We start from the raw sequence: 20,769 nt of genomic DNA on the forward strand, positions 1-20,769 counted from the left end.
GCCGGACGCGGGGCGCCGGACGCGGGGCGCCGGACGCGGGGCGCGGGACGCGGGGCACCGGACGCGGGACGCGGGACGCGGGACGCGGGACGCGGGGCGCCGGGCGCGGGACGCGGGGCGGTGACACCGGACGCGGTCGCGGACGGACGCGGTCGCCGACACGGGACGGTCGCCAACGGACGCGGCCGTTACGTCTGACCCCCGCCCCGCGCGGGTACAACCTCCTTACTGCCGCGTAACTTTGCTCGCACACCCATTCCTGACGGAGCGTCAGTTCAGTAGTCTGACATCTGACGTGTCGTCAGATACGTGAACGCGTCACGTCACTGAATTGGCTGTCACACAGGAGCGGGCGGACCGATGCTTGGATCAACCCACGGCACCCTCACCACCGACTCCCGCCGGGCCCGGGCCATCGCGTGCGGCGAGCACCCCGCACAGGCCGTGCACGGCAGGCCCGCCGCGGCCGGCGACCTGGACGTCAGCGGACGTCCGCTGTACGCCGACGTCCCCGATCTGGACCGTTTCTTCCGGCCGGAATCCGTGGCCGTCGTCGGCGCCTCGGACACGGAAGGCCGGCCGAACACCGGGATCACCCGGCAACTGCTCGCTTGGTCCGAACGGGTCGGCGCCCGGCTCCATCCCGTGCACCCCACGCGTGAGTCGGTCTTCGGCATCCCCTGCGCCCCTTCCGTCGCCGACCTGCCCGAACAGGTCGACCTCGCCGTCCTGCTCGTCTCCGATCCCCTCCCCCTGATCGACGAACTGGCCGAGGCCAAGGTGAAGTTCGCCGTCGCCTTCGCCTCCGGTTTCGCCGAGACCGGCGCGGAGGGCGCCGCCGCGCAGGAGCGGCTGGCCGCCGCCGTGGCCCGCGCCGACGGTCTGCGGCTGCTCGGCCCCAACACCAACCTCAACGCCTTCGAGCGCTTCCGCGACGACCTGGACGGCCCGGCGATCGCCCTGATCACCCAGTCCGGCCACCAGGGCCGCCCCGTCTTCTCCCTCCAGGAACTCGGCATCCGCCTCTCCCACTGGGCCCCCACCGGCAACGAGGCCGATCTGGAGACCGCCGACTTCATCTCCTACTTCGCCGAACGCCCCGAGGTGGGCGCCATCGCCGCATACGTGGAGGGCCTCAAGGACGGCCGCGCCTTCCTCCTCGCCGCCGACCGGGCCGCCCGGCGCGGTGTCCCCGTCGTCGCCGTCAAGGTCGGCCGCACCGAGACCGGCGCCCGCACCGCCGCCTCCCACACCGGCAAGCTGACCGGCGCGGACGCGGTGGTCGACGCGGCGATGCGGCAGTTCGGCGTGATACGCGTCGACGGACTCGACGAACTCCAGGACACCGCCACCCTGTTGGCGCGGGCGCGACGGCCTCGCACCCCGTACTCGACCACCCCGGGCCCAGCCGCCCCGAGGGCGGAGGGCGTCGTCGTCTATTCGATCTCGGGCGGCACGGGCGCGCACTTCGCCGACCTGGCCACCGAGGCCGGCCTGCCCCTGCCCACGCTCTCCGAGGCCAAGCAGGCCGAGCTGCACCAGTGGATTCCCGGCTATCTGAACGTGGCCAACCCCGTCGACAACGGCGGCCACCCCGTGGGCGACTGGCGCGGCCCCCGCATCCTCGACGCGATCCTCGACGACCCGGCGGTGGGGGTGCTGATCTGTCCCATCACCGGCCCCTTCCCGCCCATGAGCGACAAGCTCGCCCAGGACCTGGTGGCCGCGGCGGAGCGGACGGACAAGCTGGTGTGCGTGGTGTGGGGGTCGCCGGTGGGCACCGAGGCCGCGTACCGCGAGACACTGCTCGGGTCGTCCCGGGTGGCAACCTTCCGTACCTTCGCCAACTGCATCACGGCCGTGCGCGCCCACCTCGACCACACCCGCTTCACCAGCGCCTACCGCTCCCCCTTCGACGAGGCGCCACGCTCCCCCTCCCCCTCCTTCCGCAAGGCGAAGGCACTGATGCGGCCGGGGCAGCAGCTGAGCGAGCACGCGGCCAAGCAGCTGCTGCGCGCGTACGGGATACGTGTGCCGCGCGAGCAGTTGGTGACGAGCGCGGCGGCGGCCGTCCGCGCGGCGAGCCTCGTCGGCTACCCCGTGGTGATGAAGGCGTCCGGCGCCCGCATCGCCCACAAGACGGAACTCGGCCTGGTGAAGGTCGGCCTGACCTCCGCGAGCCAGATCCGCGACGCCTATCGCGACCTGACCGACATCGCCCGCTACGAGGACGTCTCCCTCGACGGGGTGCTGGTCTGCCAGATGGTCGAGCGGGGCGTGGAGATGGTCGTGGGCGTCACCCACGACGACCTCTTCGGGCCGACGGTCACGGTCGGCCTCGGCGGGGTCCTCGTGGAGGTTCTCCGCGACTCCGCCGTGCGCGTGCCCCCCTTCGCCGAGGACCAGGCCCACGCCATGCTCGCCGAACTGCGCGGGCGGGCCCTGCTGGACGGCGTGCGCGGGGCTCCCCCGGCCGACGTGGACGCCCTCGTGGAGGTCGTGCTCCGCGTGCAGCGCATGGCGCTCGAACTCGGGGACGAGATCGCGGAGTTGGACATCAACCCGCTGATGGTGCTGCCGAGGGGGCAGGGGGCCGTGGCGTTGGACGCGCTGGCGGTGTGCCGCTGAGCGCCACCGCACACCGAGAACATCCCACACACCGAGGACATCCCGCACACCGAGGACATCCATCACTCCCCGTAAAAACAGGAGCACCCACATGTCCGCTTCCCCCCTTGAACATCCCGAAAAATCCCGTGACTCATTGATACGGCACGGCACTGACAACGCCGTCTCGTGGATCACGCTCAACCGCCCCGAGGCGATGAACGCCCTCACCCCCGACCAGCGGGAACACCTCATCCGCCTCCTCTCCGACGCCTCCGCCGACCCCTCCGTACGCGCGGTCGTCATCACCGCGACGGGCCGCGGATTCTGCGCGGGGGCGGATCTGCGGGGCGCGGCTGCGAGCGGCGGGGAGCGACTCGCGGGCGACGTGGCGCGCACCATCCGGCTCGGCGCCCAGCGCCTCATCTCGGCCGTGCTCGACTGCGAGAAGCCGGTGATCGCGGCGGTGAACGGCACGGCGGCGGGCATCGGCGCGCATCTCGCCCTCGCGTGCGACCTCGTGCTGGCGGCCGAAGAGGCCCGTTTCATCGAGGTGTTCGTACGGCGCGGCCTCGTCCCCGACGGGGGTGGCGCGTATCTCCTCCCCCGCCTCGTCGGCCCCCAGCGGGCGAAGGAGCTGATGTTCTTCGGCGACGCCCTGTCCGCGGCCGACGCGGAGCGCCTCGGTCTCGTCAACCGTGTCGTCGCCGCCCAGGACCTGGAGAAGACGGCCCGCGAGTGGGCCGAACGCCTCGCCGCCGGCCCGACCCGCGCCCTGGCGTTGACCAAACACCTGGTCAACGCCTCCCTCGACACCGACCGCGCCACCGCCTTCGCCGCCGAGGCCGCCGCCCAGGAGATCAACATGACGACGCGGGACGCCCAGGAGGGCGTGGCGAGCTTCGTGGAGCGACGGACACCGCACTACGAGGGCCGCTGACGGGCCGGGAGAGCCCGTAAGAAGCCTCCGGGAGCTCCCAGAAGCCCTGGGTGCGGGGCTTCACTTCTGACGGACCGTCAGTTTCAATGGACGTCGTGATGGGACACGCGGGTATGGCAGCCGCCGCCGTCCGCTACCTGAAGGCGGACACGGGCAGCAGGGCGGCCGCGACGGACGCGGCGGACAGGCGCCCCGGGACGACGATCGCGCAACCGGTCGTCGAGGCGCTGCCCCGCCCCGACCTGCGCTGCGTCGGCGAGAACGAGCGCGCGCCGGTCGACCAGGCCACATTCCGGCGGGTCCTGGGGAACTTCGCGACAGGCGTCACGGTGATCACCGCACCGGCACTGGCACTGGCACTGGCACTGGCACCAGCACCAGCACCGGCACCGACCCGGGCGGCCGACGACTCCGGCCCCGACCCCACGGAACTCCCTACCCAACTCCCCACCGAGCACCCTGACGACCACCCCGCCGGCTTCGCCTGCCAGTCCTTCTCCTCCCTCTCCCTGGACCCGCCGCTGGTCGCGTTCATGGTCGGCCGTACGTCGACGACCTGGCCCCGGATCGCCCGCGCGGGCGTCTTCTGCGTGAACGTACTCGGCGCGGACCAGGGCGAGTTGTGCCGTCGCTTCGCGGTGAGCGGCGCGGACAAGTTCGCCGGTGTCGCCCACGACCCGGCCCCTGCCACGGGCTCCCCCCGCCTCACCGGCGCCGCCGCCTGGATCGACTGCACGATCCACGCCGTACACACCGGCGGCGACCATCTGATCGTGGTGGGCCGGGTGGAGGCGCTGGGCACGGGCGGCGAAGCCGTGCCGCCGCTGCTGTTCCACCGGGGACGGTTCGGGGAGCTCAGGGCCTGACAGCAGGACCGGGGACCACTCCTTCGCGTGAACGCCGCGCAAACCACGGACCCACCGGCTAGCCTGTTCATAACGTCGCTGTTATGACGTGGGGTGAAGTAGAGCTGGAGCCGGAGGTGGAACAGTGGCTCCTCGGGCTGTCCGCCGGGCATCGCGGTACGGTCGCGTTCTACGTCGACCTGCTCGCGGTTCGCGGCCCGCTGCTCACCGAGCCGTACTCGCGCGAGTTGGACGGCAAACTGCGGGAGCGGCGCTTCCATCTGGACTCCGACGCGGTCCGCATCACCTACTGGATCGCCTCCGGGCGCCGGATCATCTTGCTGACGGCGTTCCGCAAGCGGCGGATGCGCGAGACCGCGGAGATCGTCCGCGCCCGGCGGGCCATGGCGCGCCGCGTCGAGGAACGGCACACAGTGGACGAGGTGTGATGCATGAGTGAGCGCGGAAGCTGGAACGACCTACGGGACGAAGCCCTCGCCTCACCGGAGGGGCGAGAGGCGTACGACGCCGCGCGGATCCGTTTCGAACTGGGCCGGACGGTCCGGGAGCGGCGCGAGGCGCTGGGTATGACGCAGGCACAACTCGCACAGAGATCGGGGATGCTGCAGCCTGCCGTGGCGCGGTTCGAGGCGGGCGGGACCATGCCCACGCTTCCCCTCCTCGAACGGTTCGCCGTCGCCCTCGGCATGCGCCTCCACGTCGGCTTCGAACCACTCGACCGCGCCGGCTGAGACGTCGCGTCGAGGGGCCCGCCGGATCCGTGGGACGGGTCAGGCCGCCCCCGCGCTCCCCACCGGCCGCCGCCTGATCACCAGCGCCATCAGCGCCGCCGCCGCGCACAGCCCGCCCGAGGCGACCCAGACGACGTCGTAGGAGCCGAAGGTGTCGCGGGCGAGGCCGCCGAGGAAGGCGACGAGGGCGGCGCCGACCTGGTGGGAGGCGAGGACCCAGCCGAAGACGATGGCGCTGTCGGCGCCGTAGTGCTCACGGCACAGGGCCATGGTGGGCGGGACGGTGGCCACCCAGTCGAGGCCGTAGAAGACGATGAAGAAGATCATCGGGAGATGCACGGCGGGACCCAGCAGGATCGGGAGGAAGAGGAGCGAGATGCCCCGGAACGCGTAGTACACCGCCAGCAGCCGCCGCGCGTCGAAGCGGTCCGTGAACCAGCCCGAGGCGATCGTGCCGAGGACGTCGAAGACCCCGATGACGGCCAGCAGCGAGGCCGCCGCCGTGACGGGCATGTGCTCGTCGTGGGCCGCGGGAATGAAGTGGGTCTGGATGAGGCCGTTCGTGGAGGCGCCACAGATCGCGAACGTGCCGGCGAGCAGCCAGAACGGCCCCGTCCGCACCGCCGAGAAGAGCACCGCCACGGCCCGCCGCGCCGCCCCCGGCACCGGCCCCGGCTTCGGCACGAACTCCTTGGCCCCGTACGGCTTCAGGCCCACGTCCGCCGGATGGTCCCGCAGCAGCAGCCAGACGAAGGGGACGACGGCCAGGGCGGCGAGGGCGACCGTGACGGAGGCGGGCCGCCAGCCGCGCTCGGAGACGATCCACGACAGCAGGGGGAGGAAGATCAGCTGCCCGGACGCCGAGGCGGCGGTCAGGATGCCCGAGACCAGGCCGCGCCGTTCGGTGAACCAGCGGTCGGTGACGGTCGCCGCGAAGGCCAGCGCCATCGAACCGGAGCCGAGCCCCACCAGCAGGCCCCAGCAGAGCATCAGCTGCCAGGCCGAGGTCATCCACACCGTCGTACCGGCGCCGAGCGCGATCACCGTCAACGCGACCGCGACGACCCGGCGGATCCCGAAGCGGTCCATCAGCGCGGCGGCGAAGGGGGCCGTCAGGCCGTACAGCGCCAGGTTGATCGAGACCGCCGACGCGATCGTGCCGCGCGACCAGTCGAATTCCTCGTGCAACGGATCTATCAGCAGACCCGGCAGCGAACGGAAGGCCGCCGCCCCGATGATCGTCACGAAGGTGACGGCGGCGACGAACCAGGCGCGGTGGATACGGGTACGGCCGGTACGGGGGCCGGCATCCACCGGATGGTGAGCAGCGGCGGCCCTCCGCGCTTCGACGGAGTCGAGGGGGTCAACGGAGTCGACGGAAGGGGCGTCGGCGGCGTTCGGGGCGTCGTCGGCTGTCTGGGTCATGCCGTCAAGCTTCCGAGCTGCGGTCATCCCGGACGAGTGGCCGGGAGGACAGCATTCATTAGGATCGGGCCATGCCCGCAGAGCCCACCGCCGAACCCACCGCCGAACATGCCGCAGAGCCCACCGCCGAACCTGCCCCCGAGCGCTCCCCCGAACCCACCCCCGAGCGCACCACCGCAGGCACCGCCCGGCCCACCCGCCACCGCGTCGTGGTCCTCGCCCTCGACGGGTTGCTCCCCTTCGAGCTGGGCATTCCGCAGCGCATCTTCGGCAAGGCGCGGGACGCGGCGGGGAGCCCGCTGTACGACATCGTCACCTGCTCGATCCGGCCGCCCGGCCCGGTGGAGACGGACGCCGACTTCGCGGTCCTCGTCCCGAACGGCCCGGAGATCCTCGCCACCGCCGACACGGTCGTCGTCCCCGCCGCGTACGAGCTGGGCCCGGTCTACGAGGACGGCGTCCTCACCCCCGAACTGGCCGCCGCCCTCGCCCACATCCGCCCCGGCACCCGGCTGGTCTCCATCTGCACCGGCGGCTACGTCCTGGCCGCGGCGGGCTTCCTCGACGGCCGCCCGGCGACCACGCACTGGTACCACGCCGAGCACTTCCAGCGGCTCTTCCCGAAGGTCCGGGTCGACGCGGACGTCCTCTTCGTCGACGACGGCGACGTCCTCACCTCGGCGGGCGTCGCGGCCGGGATCGACCTGTGCCTGCATCTCGTACGACGCGACCACGGCACCGGCGTCGCCAACGACGTGGCCCGGCGTACGGTCGTACCGCCGCACCGGGACGGCGGGCAGGCCCAGTACATCCGGCGGCCGCTGCCCGAGCCGCAGGCCGCGACCACGACCGCCGCCCGCGCGTGGGCCCTGGGGCGCCTCCACGAACCGATCCAGCTCCGCGACCTGGCCGAGCGGGAGTCCATGTCGGTCCGCACGTTCACGCGCCGCTTCCGCGAGGAGGTCGGCATCAGCCCCGGTCAGTGGCTCACCCGGCAACGCGTCGAACGGGCCCGTCACCTCCTGGAGTCCACCGACCTGACCATCGACCAGATCGCCCACGACGCGGGCTTCGGAACGGCCCAGTCGATGCGGCAGCATCTGCAGGGGGCACTGGGGGTGACCCCGACGGCGTATCGGCGGACGTTCAGGACCGCCGGGGCCACCGTGCCGCCGCTGCCCCGAAGCCTGCCCACCGGGTGATCAGAAGGTGAGCACCGCCCGCGCCACCCGCCCCTCCCCCGCGTCCTGAGCCGCCTTCGCGAAGTCCTCCACCGGATACGTGGCCGTGACCAGCTCGTCCAGGAGCAGCCGGCCCTCCCGGTACAGCTCGGCGTAGAGGGCGATGTCCCGTTGCGGGCGGGACGAGCCGTACCGGCATCCCAGGATGGACTTGTCCAGGTACAGGGAGGAGACGAGGAAGGACGCCTCGGCGGTCGCGGCGGGCACGCCCAGCAGTACCGCCTGGCCATGCCTGTCCAGCAGGTCGATGGCCTGGCGGATGAGTTCGACGCGGCCGACGCACTCGAACGCGTGGTCGGCGCCGGTGGGAAGGACGTCCCGCACCCCCTCCACCGACGTCAGGAAGTGCGTGGCCCCGAACCGCCGCGCCACCGCCTCCTTCTCCGGATTGGCGTCCACGGCGACGATCCGCGTGGCCCCGGCGATCCGCGCGCCCTGCACGACGTTGAGCCCGATCCCCCCGGCCCCGATCACGACGACACCGTCCCCCCGGTCGACGCGCGCCCGGTTGAGCACCGCCCCCACCCCGGTCAGCACCCCACACCCGATCAGCGCGGCGGAGGTCAGCGGAATGTCCCGCGGTATCCGTACGGCCTGCACGGCCTTGACGACGGTCCGCTCGGCGAAGGCGGAGTTCGCGGCGAACTGGAACACCTCCCGCCCGCCGCGCGAGAACGGCCGCGTGGGCCGCCCGATCGCCCGACGGCACATGGTCGGCCGCCCCCGGTCGCAGTCGGCGCAGGCCCCGCAGTTGGCGAGGGTGGACAGGGCCACATGGTCCCCGGGACGGACATGCCCGACCCCCGCGCCCACCGCCTCGACGACCCCGGCCCCCTCGTGCCCCAGCACCACGGGAACGGGGAAGGGGATGGTCCCGTCCACCACCGACAGGTCGCTGTGACAGAGCCCGGCGGCCGAGACGGCCACCTGGACCTCGCCGGGCCCCGGCTCCCGTACGTCCAGATCATCGACGACCTCGGCCCGCTCGCCGTCGAACACCACTCCGCGCATGGCTCCACCTCTCAGCCTCTCGGCTCCCTCGGCAGACCGAGCACCCGCTCGGCGATGATCGTGCGCTGCACCTCGTCGGAACCGCCGTAGATGGTGTCGGCCCGGCTGAACAGGAACAGTTGCTGGAACGGATCGAGTGCGTACGGTTCCTCCGCCGACCACTCCCGCGGCCCCACCACGGCGCCCGCGCCCCGCACCTCCATCGCCAGCTCCCCGAGCCGCCGATGCCACCGCCCCCACAGCAACTTGGCCACACTCGGCGCGCCGGGCTCCACGCCCCCGCGCCCCGCACCGGACCCCGACCCGGACCCGGACCCCGGACCACCCTCCGAACCGCCCAGCGTCCGCAGCGCGTTCCACCGCATCACCCGCAGCTCGGCCCACTGCCGTACGAGCCGATCGCGTACGACGGGATCGTCCACGGCCCCGCTGCCCATGGCGGCCCGTACGACGTCCCTCAACTCCTCCTCGAAACCGATCTGTTGGGCGAGGGTCGACACCCCCCGCTCGAAGCCGAGGAGTCCCATGGCGACCCGCCAGCCGTTTCCCTCGCCTCCGACGACGTGCTCCGCGCGGGCGTGCGCCCCGTCGAAGAACACCTCGTTGAACTCGCTCGTCCCGGTCATCTGCCGGATCGGCCGCACCTCGATCCGCCCCGGCTGGTCCATGGGAACGAGGAGCAGCGACAGCCCGTGGTGACGCCCGGACCCCGCCTCGGTACGGGCCAGCACGAAACACCAGTCGGCCTCGTGGGCGAGCGAGGTCCAGATCTTCTGCCCGGTGATCCGGTACGACCCGTCCCCCGCGCGCTCCGCCCTGGTCCGCACCCCGGCGAGATCCGACCCGGCCCCCGGTTCGCTGTAGCCCTGGCACCAGAGTTCGTCACCACGCGCGATCGTCGGCAGGAACCGCCCCTTCTGCTCCTCGCTTCCGAAGGCGATCAGCGTCGGCGCGAGCAGTTTCTCGCCGATGTGCCCCGACCTGGCCGGGAGCCCGGCCCGCGCGTACTCCTCGGCCCACACGACCTGCTGGACGAGGCTCGCCGTACGGTTCCCGTACCCGCCCTCGGCCCACCCGAGCCCGATCCACCCGGCGGCCCCCAGCGTCCGTTCCCAGGCGCGCCGGTCCTCCCCCACCCCGGCGTGCGCCCCCAACCAGACCCTCACTTCCGCCCGGAACGCCTCGTCCTCTGCGCTGAACCCGAAGTCCATGCCACCTCCACGGTGAGCCGGTACCGACGCGACAAGCGGGTGCGTTCGTTGACTGCGGGTGAGTGGGGGCTGGTCGCGCAGTTCCCCGCGCCCCTGAAGACCAGGCCCCTGCGGGCCTGCAGGGCGACTGGGCCACTGGGCGGCGAGGCGGCGGGCCGAAAAGCACGGGGCGCAGCCCCTGCTTTTCAGGGGCGCGGGGAACTGCGCGAGCAACCACAACGAACCCGCACCCGCCGACGCACCCCCAACCCCCACCCCCTCAGGCGTTCGGCCGTTCTCCAGAGGTGGCGGCCCGAGCCATCGCCTCCACCCGCTCCAGCATCGGCATCGGATCCACCCCCACGGCCCCCGGCAACACCTCCGCGATCCGCTCCGGAGTCCAGCCCCCGTCCGCGTACGCCGAGCGCAGCTCACCCGGCTGGGCCCACACCGCGATCTTCGGCCCGGCCACCGTGTACACCTGCCCGGTGATCCGCTCCTCCCGAGCCCGGTCCGACAGCAGGTACACCACGAACGCGGCCACGTCCTCCGGCTCACCGATCTCGGTCAGCTCCATCGGGACACCGGCGGACATCCGGGTACGGGCGACCGGCGCCACCGCGTTCGCGGTCACCCCGTACCGGTGCAGGCCCAGCGCGGCGCTCCGCACCAGCGAGATGATCCCGCCCTTGGCCGCGCTGTAGTTCGCCTGCGAGACGGACCCCTGGTGGTTGCCGCTCGTGAACCCGATCAAGGTCCCGGCCCGCTGCCTGCGCATGACGGCGGACGCGGCCCGGAACACCGTGAACGTGCCCTTGAGGTGCGTGGCGATCACCGGATCCCACTCCTCCTCGGCCATGTTGAACAGCATCCGCTCCCGCAGGATCCCGGCGACGCACACGACCCCGTCGATCCGCCCGTACGCCTCGACCGCCGTGTCCACGACCCGCTGTCCGCCCGCCATCGTGGAGACGTCGTCGGCGACGGCGACCGCCTCGCCCCCGGCCGCCTCGATCTCCTTGACGACGGTCTCGGCGACGGAACTGGTGGGTTCGGAGCCGTCGACGGAGACGCCGTAGTCGTTGACGACGACCCGCGCGCCCTCGGCGGCGGCGCCGAGGGCGACCGCCCGGCCGATCCCCCGCCCCGCTCCGGTGACGGCGACGACCTTGCCTGCCAAGAAGTTTCCCACCCCGGCCCCTTCCCCTCAACGCGGTTTCTGACGGACCGTTAGATTTGCTCGCACGGCGATTCTACGACCCGTCGGATACGCCACCACAAGCCCCGGGGAGGCCCCGATGTCATCACCCACGGAGTTCGCCGCGTTCACGGACATCGCCAAGCGCGTGAACAACTGGGGGCGTTGGGGGGCGGACGACGAGATCGGCACCCTCAACCTGATCACCGACGAGGTCGTACGGGAGGCCGCCGCCTCGGTCCGTTCCGGTCACCGCGTCCCGCTCGCGCTGCCCCTCCAGCAGGACGGCGTGCAGACGGGGATGATGCCGGGCCGGGTGAACCCGCTGCACGCGATGGTGCAGATCAACCAGGAGATCTTCGGCCCGGGCACGGTCGCGTGCAGCGACGACGCCGTGACGATGGGGCTCCAGGCGGCCACCCACTGGGACGCGCTCACCCATGTCTCGCACTCGGGCCGGATCTACAACGGCCGCCCCGCGGCCACCATCACCCCGCACGGCGGCGCGGCCTTCGCCGGGATCGACAAGGCACGGCACATCGTCTCGCGCGGTGTCCTGCTGGACGTCCCCCGCGCCCTGGGCCTCGGCGCCGACCGCCTCCCCGGCAACCACGCCGTCACCCCCGAAGACCTGGACGCGGCCGAGGAGTTGGCGGGCACCCGGGTCCGCGCGGGCGACATCGTCCTCGTCCGCACCGGTCAGATCCAGGTCTACCTCGCCGGCGACAAGCACGCGTACGCGTTCCCGTCCCCGGGGCTGTCCCTGCGCACCCCGGAGTGGTTCCACGCGCGTGATGTCGCGGCCGTCGCCAATGACACCCTGACGTTCGAGATCTTCCCGCCGGAGATCGAGGACCTGTGGCTTCCGGTGCACGCGCTCGACCTGGTCGAGATGGGCATGCCGCAGGGACAGAACTGGAATCTGGAAAAGTTGTCCACAGCCTGTGGACAACTTGGGCGGTACGACTTCCTGCTCTCGGCGATGCCCGAGCCGTTCGTCGGGGCGACGGGCACACCGGTGGCCCCGATCGCCATCCTGTAACACCCGGGAACCGCGGAATCCCGGAACCGCAGAACCCCAAGGCCTCAAGGTCCCAGAGCCCTGGGCGCCTTGGTCGACCGGCGGCGCGCCGCTGCCCGCCCCGAGCACGGCACGGCGCGCCGCCATCCGGCCTCGGCGTACCCGCCCTGCCCCCTTGACCCCGTGGGGAGCCGACGCCGAAACGCGACCCACGCTCGTCGAGGGCCTCCGTCACCGAGACCCTCGCCGTCCCCTCGCGGCGAATCGCTGACCACAAGCGTGATCAAACGGACACGGCACGTCAACACCCGTTCAGGGATCAGCCACACAAAACCGGCGTCGCGACGGTGCGTACGGAAGCACGTCCCGGCGCACGATTCGGCTACCACCGGGGGACCCTCCAACGCCGTGCGCTCGCGCGCAGGCGTGTGCGGCGCGCATACCGTTCGCCCGCGCACGCCCAGCGGCTCGGGGGTACGGGGGTACGGGGGTACGGGGGTACGGGGGTACGGGCCATCGCGCGACTGCAGGCCGTACGTGGCTGATCGCGCAGTTCCCCGCGCCCCTGAAGGGGGACGCCCGGCCGCCGCCCCCTGCGGGCAATCGTGCCGCCAGGGCGGCACGGGTGGGCGCGGCGGCACCTCGCAACCGCCGAGCAGCGGAACCACACCTGGCCCACCGCACCTCCGGCCCACCAGGAACTCCCTGCCTAGACCACCTCGTACGCCAGGCTCTCCCGGGCTACCGCCGCGACCCCCGTCACCGCACTGCACGCCGGATAGACCGCCGGCGCGACAGCGCCACCACCCGCGCCCTGCGCACCACCCGACGCCCCCGAGACCCCCACCGCCCCGGCCACCCCGGGGACCACCCGGTCCAGCTCGCACCAGATGCGCTTGCCGACACCCTCGTAGGACCAGCCCCAGCGGTCCGCGAGGACCTCGACGAGGGCGAGGCCCCGCCCGCCCGTCTCGTCGCCGTCGGCGCACCGCGGCGCCGGCGGGCACGCGCTGGTGTCGGCGACCTCGAGACGGACCGTGCCGGTCGAGCCGTCACGGAGGCCGGACAGCAGCAGCCGCAGCACCGCCGGACGGCCGGTGTGCACGACCGCGTTGGTGACCAGCTCGGAGACGAGGAGGATCAGCGTCTCGGCGAGTGGCTCGTCGTCCCCTATCCCGGACCCGGCGAGCCGTGAACGGGCCCATCTCCGTGCGCGACCCACCTCTGCGGGGTCGGGCCGGATCTCCAGCTGCACTTGAAGCACCTGCACCGCTCACACCATCCGAACCGGCGGACACATCGCCGCACGCCCCTCGGGGGCCACGATCGTGGTCATCTGCTGCCTGGCCGACGCCACCGCCATCGATACCGTCGGCACCGGGATCACGGAACGTGATCCCCTTACAGGACAGCATGGTTGACGTACAGTCACCCCAACAAGCGCTTCGGGCATATTCCAGCGCGAAGGAGTACGCATACGGCATACTGTGCGACGCTCATCGTGGGGAGTCGAACAGACCGGGACGAAGAGACTCCGGCCCACTTCACGAGCGCCGGGCACCGCCGGATCCGGGGCCGCCACAGGGGCAACACCGGCTCGGCTCGACCTCGGAACCACTCGCATCCACCAGAAGGTACCGGAGTAGGACTCCGACTCCAGGCCGTGACAAGTCACGCCTAGGACACAACACGGTATCAACGCTCGGTAATTCCGGTATGCCACGTTCCGCGACATTCGACCGGGACGGTGCCACGCATTTCCGCTTCCGTCCTGGTCAGCGCGGTCAACCCGCCTCGATCAGCAGTTCCCGTGCCAACAACTCCTCACTCTCCGTGATCGATCCGCCACGTTCCGCCCGTACCCACGCCCGCTTCAGACACAGGTGTACGTCGGCCTCCCAGGTGAACCCCATACCGCCGTGCACCTGCAGACAGTCACGCGCCCCGCGCACCGCCGCCTCGTCGGCCAGCAGCCGAGCCGCCGCGATCTCCACCGGATCGACGGTCACGGCCGCCGCGTACACCGCCGCCCGCGCCACCTCCACCCGCACCAGCAGTTCGGCACACAGATGCTTGACCGCCTGGAACGCCCCGACCGGCCGCCCGAACTGCTCCCGCGTCCGGGCGTGTTGCACCGCGGCCTCACAGGCCCGGACCGCCGTACCCAACTGCTCGGCGGCGGTGAGCAGCACGAAGAGGTCATCGAGGCCGGCGGAGGGAGCGGAGGGATCGGCCCCCGGCACCCGGTGCAGCGGCGTCAACGGATCCACGGACCGCAACGCCACCGCCCCTCGCGCCTCCCCCACCACCACATCCGCCTCCTCCAGCCACTCCACCAGCCCCCCACCCCCGACGGCGGTCACGACGACCTCCCCGGTCGCCGCCCCCGGCACCACTCCCGCCGCGAGATGCGTGGCCACCAGCGGCCCGGGCAGCAGCGCCCGCCCCGCCTCCTCGAACACCAACACCGCCTCCGGCACCCCGAGTCCGACCCCGCCCTCGGCCTCGGACAGCCGAAGCGAGAAGAACCCCGCCGCCCCCAGCTCCCGCCACCACCCCCTGTCCAGGCCACCGCCCCGGTCGACGGCGTTCCACAACGCCTCCCGCCCGAAGATCCGCGCCACCACGTCCCGCACGCCGTCGCGCAACGCCCGCTGATCCGCAGTGAGTTGAAATCGCATAAGCCAACAACCCCTCATCGACCCCGAGCACAACAGCGCGCCCGTGTTTGTCAGGCGCGCGGGGCACTGCGCAAGCAACCCCAACCCCAACGCACCCGCACCCGCACCCGCACCCGCACCCGCACCCGCACCCGCACCCGCACCCGCACACCACAACACCCCCACCCCCTTGGGCGCCCCCAAACCCCCAGTCACCCCTTGGGCAGCCCCAGAATCCGCTCCCCCACGATGTTCCGCTGAATCTCCGACGTCCCCGCAGCGATCGTGTACGACAACGAACTGAGCCGGTCAAGCACCCATCCGCGCTCCAGATCGAGCGCGTCCGCCCCCAGAACCTCCGCCGCCACGTCGTACAACTCCTGCCGCGTCCGCGAATACCTCAGCTTGAATACGGAACCCCCCACCCCCGGCACCCCTCCCGACGCCTCCCCCTCGCTCACGTTCCACTGCGTGAGCCGCCACAGCGCCCGGAACTCCGCGTTCAACCGCCCGAGCCGCCGCCGCACACCCGAGTCGTCCCAGCGCCCGTTCGCCCGCGCCTCCCTCGCGATCTCCCCCAACACCCGCCGACAGGCGACCACTTCACCCACGAACGCGGTTCCGCGCTCGAACGACAGCGTCACCATGGTCACGCGCCACCCGTCGTTCTCCTCGCCCACCCGGTTGGCGACCGGCACCCGTACCTCGTCGAGGAAGACCTCGGCGAACTCGGTGGAGCCGGCGAGTGTGCGCAGGGGCCGTACGGTCACACCGGGCGCGTCCATGGGCATCGCCAGCCAGGAGATGCCCCGGTGCTTCGGCGCCTGAGCATCCGTCCGCACCAACAGCTCGCACCAGTCGGCGACTTCGGCGTGCGAGGTCCAGATCTTGGAGCCGGTCACCACGTACGCGTCGCCGTCCCTCCGCGCGCGCGTACGCAGGGACGCGAGGTCGGATCCGGCCTCCGGCTCGCTGAAGCCCTGGCACCAGATTTCCTCGCCGCGCAGGATCGGCGGCAGCCAGCGTGCCCGCTGTCCGGCGCTCCCCTCGGCGGCGATCGTGGGCCCGGCGTGCAGCAGCCCCACGAAGTTGGCGCCCACATACGGGGCGCCCGCCTTCTCGGTCTCCTCCAGGAAGATCAGCCGCGTGGTCGGCGAGGCGTCCCAGTGGACGTCGGCGTACCCGGCGTCGTACAGCATCCGCTGCCAGCCGAGGTCGTACGCGCGCCGCCCGGGCCAGTCGTCGGGCGACGGCTTCGGCGGCAGCGAGGGGAGGACCTTCGCCAGCCACTCCCGCAGCCGCGCCCGGAACTCCTCCTCCGCCGGGGTGTACGAGAGATCCATGACCGCGCCCCCGGCCCGGCTACTTGTCGAAGTCCAGGTCGAGCATGCGGATCGCGTTACCGCGCATCAGCTTGTAGACGGTCTCGTCGTCGAGGCCCTTCACATGGTCGAGGGCGACCTCCTTGGTGTGCGGGAAGGTCGAGTCGACGTGGGGGTAGTCGGTCTCGAAGGTCGCGTTGTCACGCCCCACGACATCCAGCGAAGCGACCCCGTGCTTGTCGCGGAAGAAGCAGCAGAACATCTGCCGGTAGTAGTACGTCGACGGCGGCTCGGGGATCAGGTCGCGCACGCCGCCCCAGGCGCGGTGCTCCTCCCACACGTCGTCGGCGCGCTCCAGGGCGTACGGGATCCAGCCCATCTGCCCTTCGCTGTAAGCGAGTTTGAGGGTCGGGAACTTCACCAGGACCCCGCTGAAGAGGAAGTCCATCATCGAGGCCATCGCGTTGTTGAAGGAGAGCGAGGCCTGCACGGCGGGGGGCGCGTCGGGGGAGGCGGCGGGCATCTGGGAGCTGGACCCGATGTGCATGTTGACGACCGTCCCGGTCTCCTGGCAGACCGCGAAGAAGGGGTCCCAGTAGCCGGAGTGGATGGAGGGCAGTCCGAGGTAGGTGGGGATCTCGGAGAAGGTGACGGCCCGGACGCCCCGGGCGGCGTTGCGCCTGATCTCCTCGACCGCCAGTCCCACGTCCCAGAGGGGGATCAGGCAGAGCGGGATCAGCCGGCCGCCGCTGTCGCCGCACCACTCCTCGACCATCCAGTCGTTGTACGCGCGCACGCAGGCCAGGGCCACTTCCTTGTCGTGCGCCTCGGCGAAGGTCTGTCCGCAGAAGCGGGGGAAGGTCGGGAAGCAGAGCGAGCCCTCGACGTGGTTGAGGTCCATGTCCGCCAGCCGCGCCTTCGGGTCCCAGCAGCCGCGCCGCATCTCCTCCCGGGTGATCCCCTCCAGCGTCATCTCGTCCCGGTCGAACCCGACGGCCGCGATGTTCCGCTTGTACGGGAACTTCAGGTCCTCGTAGATCCACCAGTCCGTCGGCGGCCCGTCCGGGTCCATCGTGATCTGGTACTTCCCCGCGACGTACGCGAGCTCACCGATCCCGGCCGTGAGGGGCTTCGGGCCACGGTCGCGGTACTTCTCCGGCAGCCAGGTGTCGAAGAGGTGCGCGGGCTCGATCACATGGTCGTCGACGCTGATGATGCGGGGCAGTTCGGTCATGGGTTCCCCACTCCGTTGCCTCAGTTATCTGATGGACCGTCAGATCCTTGGTGAGCAGGTTAGTGGCACACCCCTGGACCGACAAGGCGCCCCGGCCTACGCTCTGGCCACGATCTGACAAGCCGTCAGCTTTCTCCGGCAGGGGGCCGCCGCCGTGAACCAGACCGCCCACGCACTCAGCGAGTCCCGCACCCTCTGGGAACTCCTCGCCCGCCGCGCCGACCTCACCCCCGACCGGCCCGTCCTCCTCCAGGACGACCGCACGCTGAGCTTCGGCGAACTGCGCGCCCGCGCCGAGCGGGTGGCGGCCGGGCTGTACGACATGGGCGTACGCCCCGGCACGGTCGTCGCCTGGCAGCTGCCCACCCGTATCGAGACGGCCCTGCTCTCCTTCGGCCTGGCCCGCCTCGGCGCCGTCCAGTCCCCGGTCATCCCCTTCTACCGCGACCGCGAGGTCGGCTTCGCGCTCCGGGAGTCCCGGGCGGAGTTCTTCGCGGTGCCGGGCGAGTGGCGGGGTTTCGACCACACGGAGATGGCGCGGCGGCTGGAAGCGCGGGGTGTCTTCGAGGCGTACGACGGCCTTCCGGACGGCGACCCCACGACGCTCCCCGCCCCGCCGGCCGACGGCACCTCCGTCCGCTGGATCTACTGGACCTCGGGCACCACCTCCGACCCCAAGGGCGTCCTCCACACGGACCGTTCACTGATCGCGGGCGGCTCCTGCCTCGCCCACGCGCTGCGGCTCACTCCGGACGACGTCGGCTCGATCGCCTTCCCGTACGCCCACATAGGCGGCCCCGACTACATGGTGATGCTCCTGCTGTACGGCTTCCCGGCGGTGCTGTTCGAGCACTTCGCGCTGCCGGCCGCACTGGAGGGCTACCGCAAGCACGGGGTGACGGTGGCGGGCGGGTCGACGGCGTTCTACTCCATGTTCCTGGCCGAGCAGCGCAAACAGCCGGGTGTGCCGGTCGTTCCCTCCCTGCGCCTGCTCGCGGGCGGCGGGGCGCCGAAGCCGCCCGAGGTCTACCACAACGTCGTACGGGAGATGGGCGTGCAACTCACCCACGGATACGGCATGACCGAGGTCCCGATGATCACGATGGGGGCGCCGGACGACTCGGCGGAGAACCTGGCGACGACGGAGGGGCGTCCGCCGGCGGGGATGGAGATACGGATCGCGGAGGACGGGGAGGTGCGGTTGCGCGGGGAGGCCGTCTGCCGGGGGTATCTGGATCCGGCGCAGTCGGCGGCGGCCTTCGACGCGGACGGGTTCTTCGTCACGGGCGATCTCGGGCACGTCACCGACAGCGGTCACCTGGTACTGACCGGCCGCCTGAAGGACGTCATCATCCGCAAGGGCGAGAACATCTCGGCGAAGGAGATAGAGGACCTGCTGCACCGGCATCCGGCCGTCCAGGACGCGGCGGTGATCGGGCTGCCGGACGCGGAGCGGGGGGAGCGGGTGTGCGCGGTGGTCGAACAGCCGCCGGGTGCCGGCCCCCTGACCCTGCGGGACGTCACCGACTGGCTGCGCGCGGAAGGGCTGTCCGTCCACAAGCTGCCGGAGCAGGTGGAGGTGGTGGACGCCCTTCCGCGCAACGAGACCCTGCGGAAGGTCCTCAAGTACAAGCTGCGCGAGCGCTATTCATGACCCACTGACCGATTGACCCACTGGCCCACTGGCCCACTGGCCCACTGAGAGCCAGTGAGAGCCACTGGGCCACGCACCGGCCCGTGGTCACGCGGGTCGCTACTCGGGCACGGTGAAGAAGCGGGCGAACGCGGTCACGACCTCCACCTCGTCCACCTTGCCGTCGGCGTCGGTGTCGAGGGTGGCGGCGGCCGCCGCGGCGACCTCCTCGGGGGCGCCGAGGGCCTTGAGGATCCGGGCGGTCTCCTCGACCGTGGCCCTTCCGTCCCCGTCGGCGTCCGCGACGGCGAGGGCCGCGTGCAGGAAGGGGCGGGCGATCTCGGCGAAACGGTCGGGGTTGTCGCGCAGTCGCTTGACCGCGCCGTTCACGAACTCGTCCCGGGTGATGCGCTGGTCGCCGTCCCGGTCCGCGATTCCGGCCATACCCTGCCAGAAGGCCTCGGCGCCGCCGTACAGCGCCTGGCCCTTGTCGGAACGGGCGGTGGTGCCGAACTCGTTGAGAACCGCCTTGCTCGCCGCGCTGAAGTCCTCGCGGTCGATCCAGCCGTTGCCGTCCTGGTCGAAGGTGGCGAACCGGGCGGCGATCCTGCGCTCGTACTCGCTGCTGACCATGTCTCCTCGGGCCCGCCTTACGTCAGTGGGGTGCTTCTCGGACGGAGCGTACGACGTCAGGGGCCCTGGCGGAGCGGGAAAGCGGCGCTTGTACCAAGACTGCGGGAATCCTGGGACAACTGTGTGGCAGCCGGGACACCGACGGGTGGGCGAACTCACGCATACGTACTGCTCACCTGGTGGAGGGTGCGTAGGGTGCGGGCGGTCAGGCCGACAGCTGGTCGGCCTCGTCCTCGGACTCCGGTGCGACCGCCGAGCGGACGTCCGGATGGACGTCGAAGAGGCGGCGGACGCCGAGGGCGGCGAGGACGCGGCTGACGTGCGCGCCCTCGGCCGGGCCGCCGCCCGCGTGGCCGTCGGCGGGGAGGATCAGCCGGAGCCGTCCCTGGCAGGAACGCATCAGGCGGCGGGTGGCGATCATGACCCCCACGCCGCTGGAGTCGCAGAAGACGACTCCGGAGAGGTCGAGGACGAGACTTCGGCGGCCGTCGGCCACCGCGTCGTGAACCCGCTGGCGGAGCACGGGCGACGTGACCAGGTCCATCTCTCCGGACACGTGCAGCACGGCCCACTCGCCTTGCCCGCCGTCGGTCACTTCGAACGCCACCGCGATGCCTCTCAGTCGCCGAACCGGAAGCCACTGCACCGCTTCCTGCTTGCGCGGCTGCCCCGCCGTCGCTCCATGAAACACCCGTGGCCCGCCGGAGGCGCGTGGTAAGCGAGCCATTTCCGGGGCCTTTTCGGTGCGATTTCCCTCCAGTACGGTCACATGTGATCGACCATTGATCGCGAATGGATCCGATACGGTCCCGAAGGGTCGGATTCGCGCAGATCAGGCGCCAGGCGGGATCGCACAGACACGCGAAAGGCGGGCAGACACCCACGTGGGCGGCGTGGAAACGGCTTGCACAGGAGGCACATACCACCTCCGCCCTCGCGAGGGGCGCACATTGCCATAAAGGGGCGTGCGCGGTCAGCGGTGCCGACTACATTCGGGACGGCAGTGCACACAGGCTGGAATCGGGCCGGAATCGGGCCGGAATCGGGCCGGGCCGAC

General features: G+C 71.6%; 18 protein-coding genes. 8 read left to right on the plus strand and 10 right to left on the minus strand.

Features of this window, described 5'->3' with window-relative positions:
- Positions 1-360 precede the first annotated feature (360 nt).
- The 5 genes from OG272_RS22320 to OG272_RS22340 all read left to right on the plus strand — a co-directional run bounded on the left by OG272_RS22320 (position 361) and on the right by OG272_RS22340 (position 5,144).
- On the plus strand, positions 361-2,628 hold the full coding sequence (locus tag OG272_RS22320) for an acetate--CoA ligase family protein (RefSeq protein ID WP_405894609.1): 2,268 nt from the start codon (positions 361-363) through the stop codon (positions 2,626-2,628).
- Positions 2,629-2,719: 91 nt separating this feature from the next.
- Positions 2,720-3,547: an enoyl-CoA hydratase-related protein gene (locus OG272_RS22325; protein WP_326581997.1), complete on the plus strand. Its 828-nt coding sequence runs from the start codon at positions 2,720-2,722 to the stop codon at positions 3,545-3,547.
- 113 nt (positions 3,548-3,660) lie between these two features.
- Positions 3,661-4,413, plus strand: a complete 753-nt coding sequence (locus OG272_RS22330; RefSeq protein WP_405896054.1) for a flavin reductase family protein — start codon at positions 3,661-3,663, stop codon at positions 4,411-4,413.
- 83 nt (positions 4,414-4,496) lie between these two features.
- Positions 4,497-4,841: a type II toxin-antitoxin system RelE/ParE family toxin gene (locus OG272_RS22335; RefSeq protein ID WP_326581995.1), complete on the plus strand. Its 345-nt coding sequence runs from the start codon at positions 4,497-4,499 to the stop codon at positions 4,839-4,841.
- Between the two features lie 3 nt (positions 4,842-4,844).
- Positions 4,845-5,144 (plus strand): helix-turn-helix transcriptional regulator, encoded by a 300-nt coding sequence (locus tag OG272_RS22340; RefSeq protein WP_326581994.1) that lies wholly within the window; start codon positions 4,845-4,847, stop codon positions 5,142-5,144.
- Between the two features lie 39 nt (positions 5,145-5,183).
- Here OG272_RS22340 and OG272_RS22345 read toward each other — a convergent pair whose 3' ends face one another.
- Positions 5,184-6,569, minus strand: a complete 1,386-nt coding sequence (locus tag OG272_RS22345; RefSeq protein ID WP_327729114.1) for an MFS transporter — start codon at positions 6,567-6,569, stop codon at positions 5,184-5,186.
- A 71-nt stretch (positions 6,570-6,640) separates the two neighbouring features.
- Here OG272_RS22345 and OG272_RS22350 point away from each other — a divergent pair, with 71 nt between their 5' ends.
- Positions 6,641-7,771 carry a helix-turn-helix domain-containing protein gene (locus OG272_RS22350; protein ID WP_327729113.1) on the plus strand — a complete coding sequence of 377 codons (1,131 nt, stop codon included), beginning with the start codon at positions 6,641-6,643 and terminating at the stop codon, positions 7,769-7,771.
- On the opposite strand, the gene OG272_RS22355 is transcribed toward OG272_RS22350, so the two are convergent.
- The 3 genes from OG272_RS22355 to OG272_RS22365 all read right to left on the minus strand — a co-directional run bounded on the left by OG272_RS22355 (position 7,772) and on the right by OG272_RS22365 (position 11,203).
- On the minus strand, positions 7,772-8,821 hold the full coding sequence (locus tag OG272_RS22355) for a Zn-dependent alcohol dehydrogenase (RefSeq protein ID WP_326581991.1): 1,050 nt from the start codon (positions 8,819-8,821) through the stop codon (positions 7,772-7,774).
- 11 nt (positions 8,822-8,832) lie between these two features.
- Entirely contained in the window at positions 8,833-10,032 is a 1,200-nt protein-coding gene (locus OG272_RS22360; RefSeq protein WP_405894613.1) for an acyl-CoA dehydrogenase family protein, read from the minus strand.
- A 259-nt stretch (positions 10,033-10,291) separates the two neighbouring features.
- The gene (locus OG272_RS22365; protein ID WP_326581989.1) at positions 10,292-11,203 is read right to left on the minus strand and encodes an SDR family NAD(P)-dependent oxidoreductase; all 912 of its coding nucleotides are present in this window, start codon (positions 11,201-11,203) and stop codon (positions 10,292-10,294) included.
- A 106-nt stretch (positions 11,204-11,309) separates the two neighbouring features.
- Between OG272_RS22365 and OG272_RS22370 the strand changes: the two genes are divergently transcribed.
- A complete protein-coding gene (locus tag OG272_RS22370; protein ID WP_327729110.1) occupies positions 11,310-12,251 on the plus strand; it encodes a cyclase family protein in 942 nt (313 codons plus the stop codon).
- A 688-nt stretch (positions 12,252-12,939) separates the two neighbouring features.
- On the opposite strand, the gene OG272_RS22375 is transcribed toward OG272_RS22370, so the two are convergent.
- From OG272_RS22375 to OG272_RS22390, 4 genes are all read right to left on the minus strand, one after another.
- Positions 12,940-13,485 (minus strand): ATP-binding protein, encoded by a 546-nt coding sequence (locus OG272_RS22375; RefSeq protein ID WP_326585767.1) that lies wholly within the window; start codon positions 13,483-13,485, stop codon positions 12,940-12,942.
- A gap of 529 nt (positions 13,486-14,014) precedes the next feature.
- The gene (locus OG272_RS22380; protein WP_327729109.1) at positions 14,015-14,911 is read right to left on the minus strand and encodes an acyl-CoA dehydrogenase family protein; all 897 of its coding nucleotides are present in this window, start codon (positions 14,909-14,911) and stop codon (positions 14,015-14,017) included.
- A 191-nt stretch (positions 14,912-15,102) separates the two neighbouring features.
- On the minus strand, positions 15,103-16,233 hold the full coding sequence (locus OG272_RS22385) for an acyl-CoA dehydrogenase family protein (protein ID WP_405894616.1): 1,131 nt from the start codon (positions 16,231-16,233) through the stop codon (positions 15,103-15,105).
- Positions 16,234-16,252: 19 nt separating this feature from the next.
- Positions 16,253-17,446, minus strand: a complete 1,194-nt coding sequence (locus OG272_RS22390) for an amidohydrolase family protein (protein WP_326581985.1) — start codon at positions 17,444-17,446, stop codon at positions 16,253-16,255.
- A 154-nt stretch (positions 17,447-17,600) separates the two neighbouring features.
- Here OG272_RS22390 and OG272_RS22395 point away from each other — a divergent pair, with 154 nt between their 5' ends.
- A complete protein-coding gene (locus tag OG272_RS22395; protein WP_405894618.1) occupies positions 17,601-19,100 on the plus strand; it encodes a class I adenylate-forming enzyme family protein in 1,500 nt (499 codons plus the stop codon).
- Between the two features lie 99 nt (positions 19,101-19,199).
- Here OG272_RS22395 and OG272_RS22400 read toward each other — a convergent pair whose 3' ends face one another.
- Together OG272_RS22400 and OG272_RS22405 are read right to left on the minus strand one after the other, a co-directional pair.
- Entirely contained in the window at positions 19,200-19,712 is a 513-nt protein-coding gene (locus OG272_RS22400; protein WP_327729106.1) for an EF-hand domain-containing protein, read from the minus strand.
- 205 nt (positions 19,713-19,917) lie between these two features.
- Positions 19,918-20,325 carry an STAS domain-containing protein gene (locus OG272_RS22405; RefSeq protein WP_326585766.1) on the minus strand — a complete coding sequence of 136 codons (408 nt, stop codon included), beginning with the start codon at positions 20,323-20,325 and terminating at the stop codon, positions 19,918-19,920.
- Positions 20,326-20,769 lie beyond the last annotated feature (444 nt).

Origin of the sequence: Streptomyces sp. NBC_00104 (assembly GCF_045160825.1) — a bacterium.
Taxonomy (GTDB): Bacteria; Actinomycetota; Actinomycetes; order Streptomycetales; family Streptomycetaceae; genus Streptomyces.

What these genes read in the sequence shown, in the direction of transcription:
- OG272_RS22320 (WP_405894609.1), top strand. Translation starts at nt 361, where the DNA reads ATGCTTGGATCAACCCACGGCACCCTCACCACCGACTCCCGCCGGGCC.
- OG272_RS22325 (WP_326581997.1), top strand. Translation starts at nt 2,720, where the DNA reads ATGTCCGCTTCCCCCCTTGAACATCCCGAAAAATCCCGTGACTCATTG.
- OG272_RS22330 (WP_405896054.1), top strand. Translation starts at nt 3,661, where the DNA reads ATGGCAGCCGCCGCCGTCCGCTACCTGAAGGCGGACACGGGCAGCAGG.
- OG272_RS22335 (WP_326581995.1), top strand. Translation starts at nt 4,497, where the DNA reads ATGACGTGGGGTGAAGTAGAGCTGGAGCCGGAGGTGGAACAGTGGCTC.
- OG272_RS22340 (WP_326581994.1), top strand. Translation starts at nt 4,845, where the DNA reads ATGAGTGAGCGCGGAAGCTGGAACGACCTACGGGACGAAGCCCTCGCC.
- OG272_RS22345 (WP_327729114.1), bottom strand. Translation starts at nt 6,569, where the DNA reads ATGACCCAGACAGCCGACGACGCCCCGAACGCCGCCGACGCCCCTTCC.
- OG272_RS22350 (WP_327729113.1), top strand. Translation starts at nt 6,641, where the DNA reads ATGCCCGCAGAGCCCACCGCCGAACCCACCGCCGAACATGCCGCAGAG.
- OG272_RS22355 (WP_326581991.1), bottom strand. Translation starts at nt 8,821, where the DNA reads ATGCGCGGAGTGGTGTTCGACGGCGAGCGGGCCGAGGTCGTCGATGAT.
- OG272_RS22360 (WP_405894613.1), bottom strand. Translation starts at nt 10,032, where the DNA reads ATGGACTTCGGGTTCAGCGCAGAGGACGAGGCGTTCCGGGCGGAAGTG.
- OG272_RS22370 (WP_327729110.1), top strand. Translation starts at nt 11,310, where the DNA reads ATGTCATCACCCACGGAGTTCGCCGCGTTCACGGACATCGCCAAGCGC.
- OG272_RS22380 (WP_327729109.1), bottom strand. Translation starts at nt 14,911, where the DNA reads ATGCGATTTCAACTCACTGCGGATCAGCGGGCGTTGCGCGACGGCGTG.
- OG272_RS22385 (WP_405894616.1), bottom strand. Translation starts at nt 16,233, where the DNA reads ATGGATCTCTCGTACACCCCGGCGGAGGAGGAGTTCCGGGCGCGGCTG.
- OG272_RS22390 (WP_326581985.1), bottom strand. Translation starts at nt 17,446, where the DNA reads ATGACCGAACTGCCCCGCATCATCAGCGTCGACGACCATGTGATCGAG.
- OG272_RS22400 (WP_327729106.1), bottom strand. Translation starts at nt 19,712, where the DNA reads ATGGTCAGCAGCGAGTACGAGCGCAGGATCGCCGCCCGGTTCGCCACC.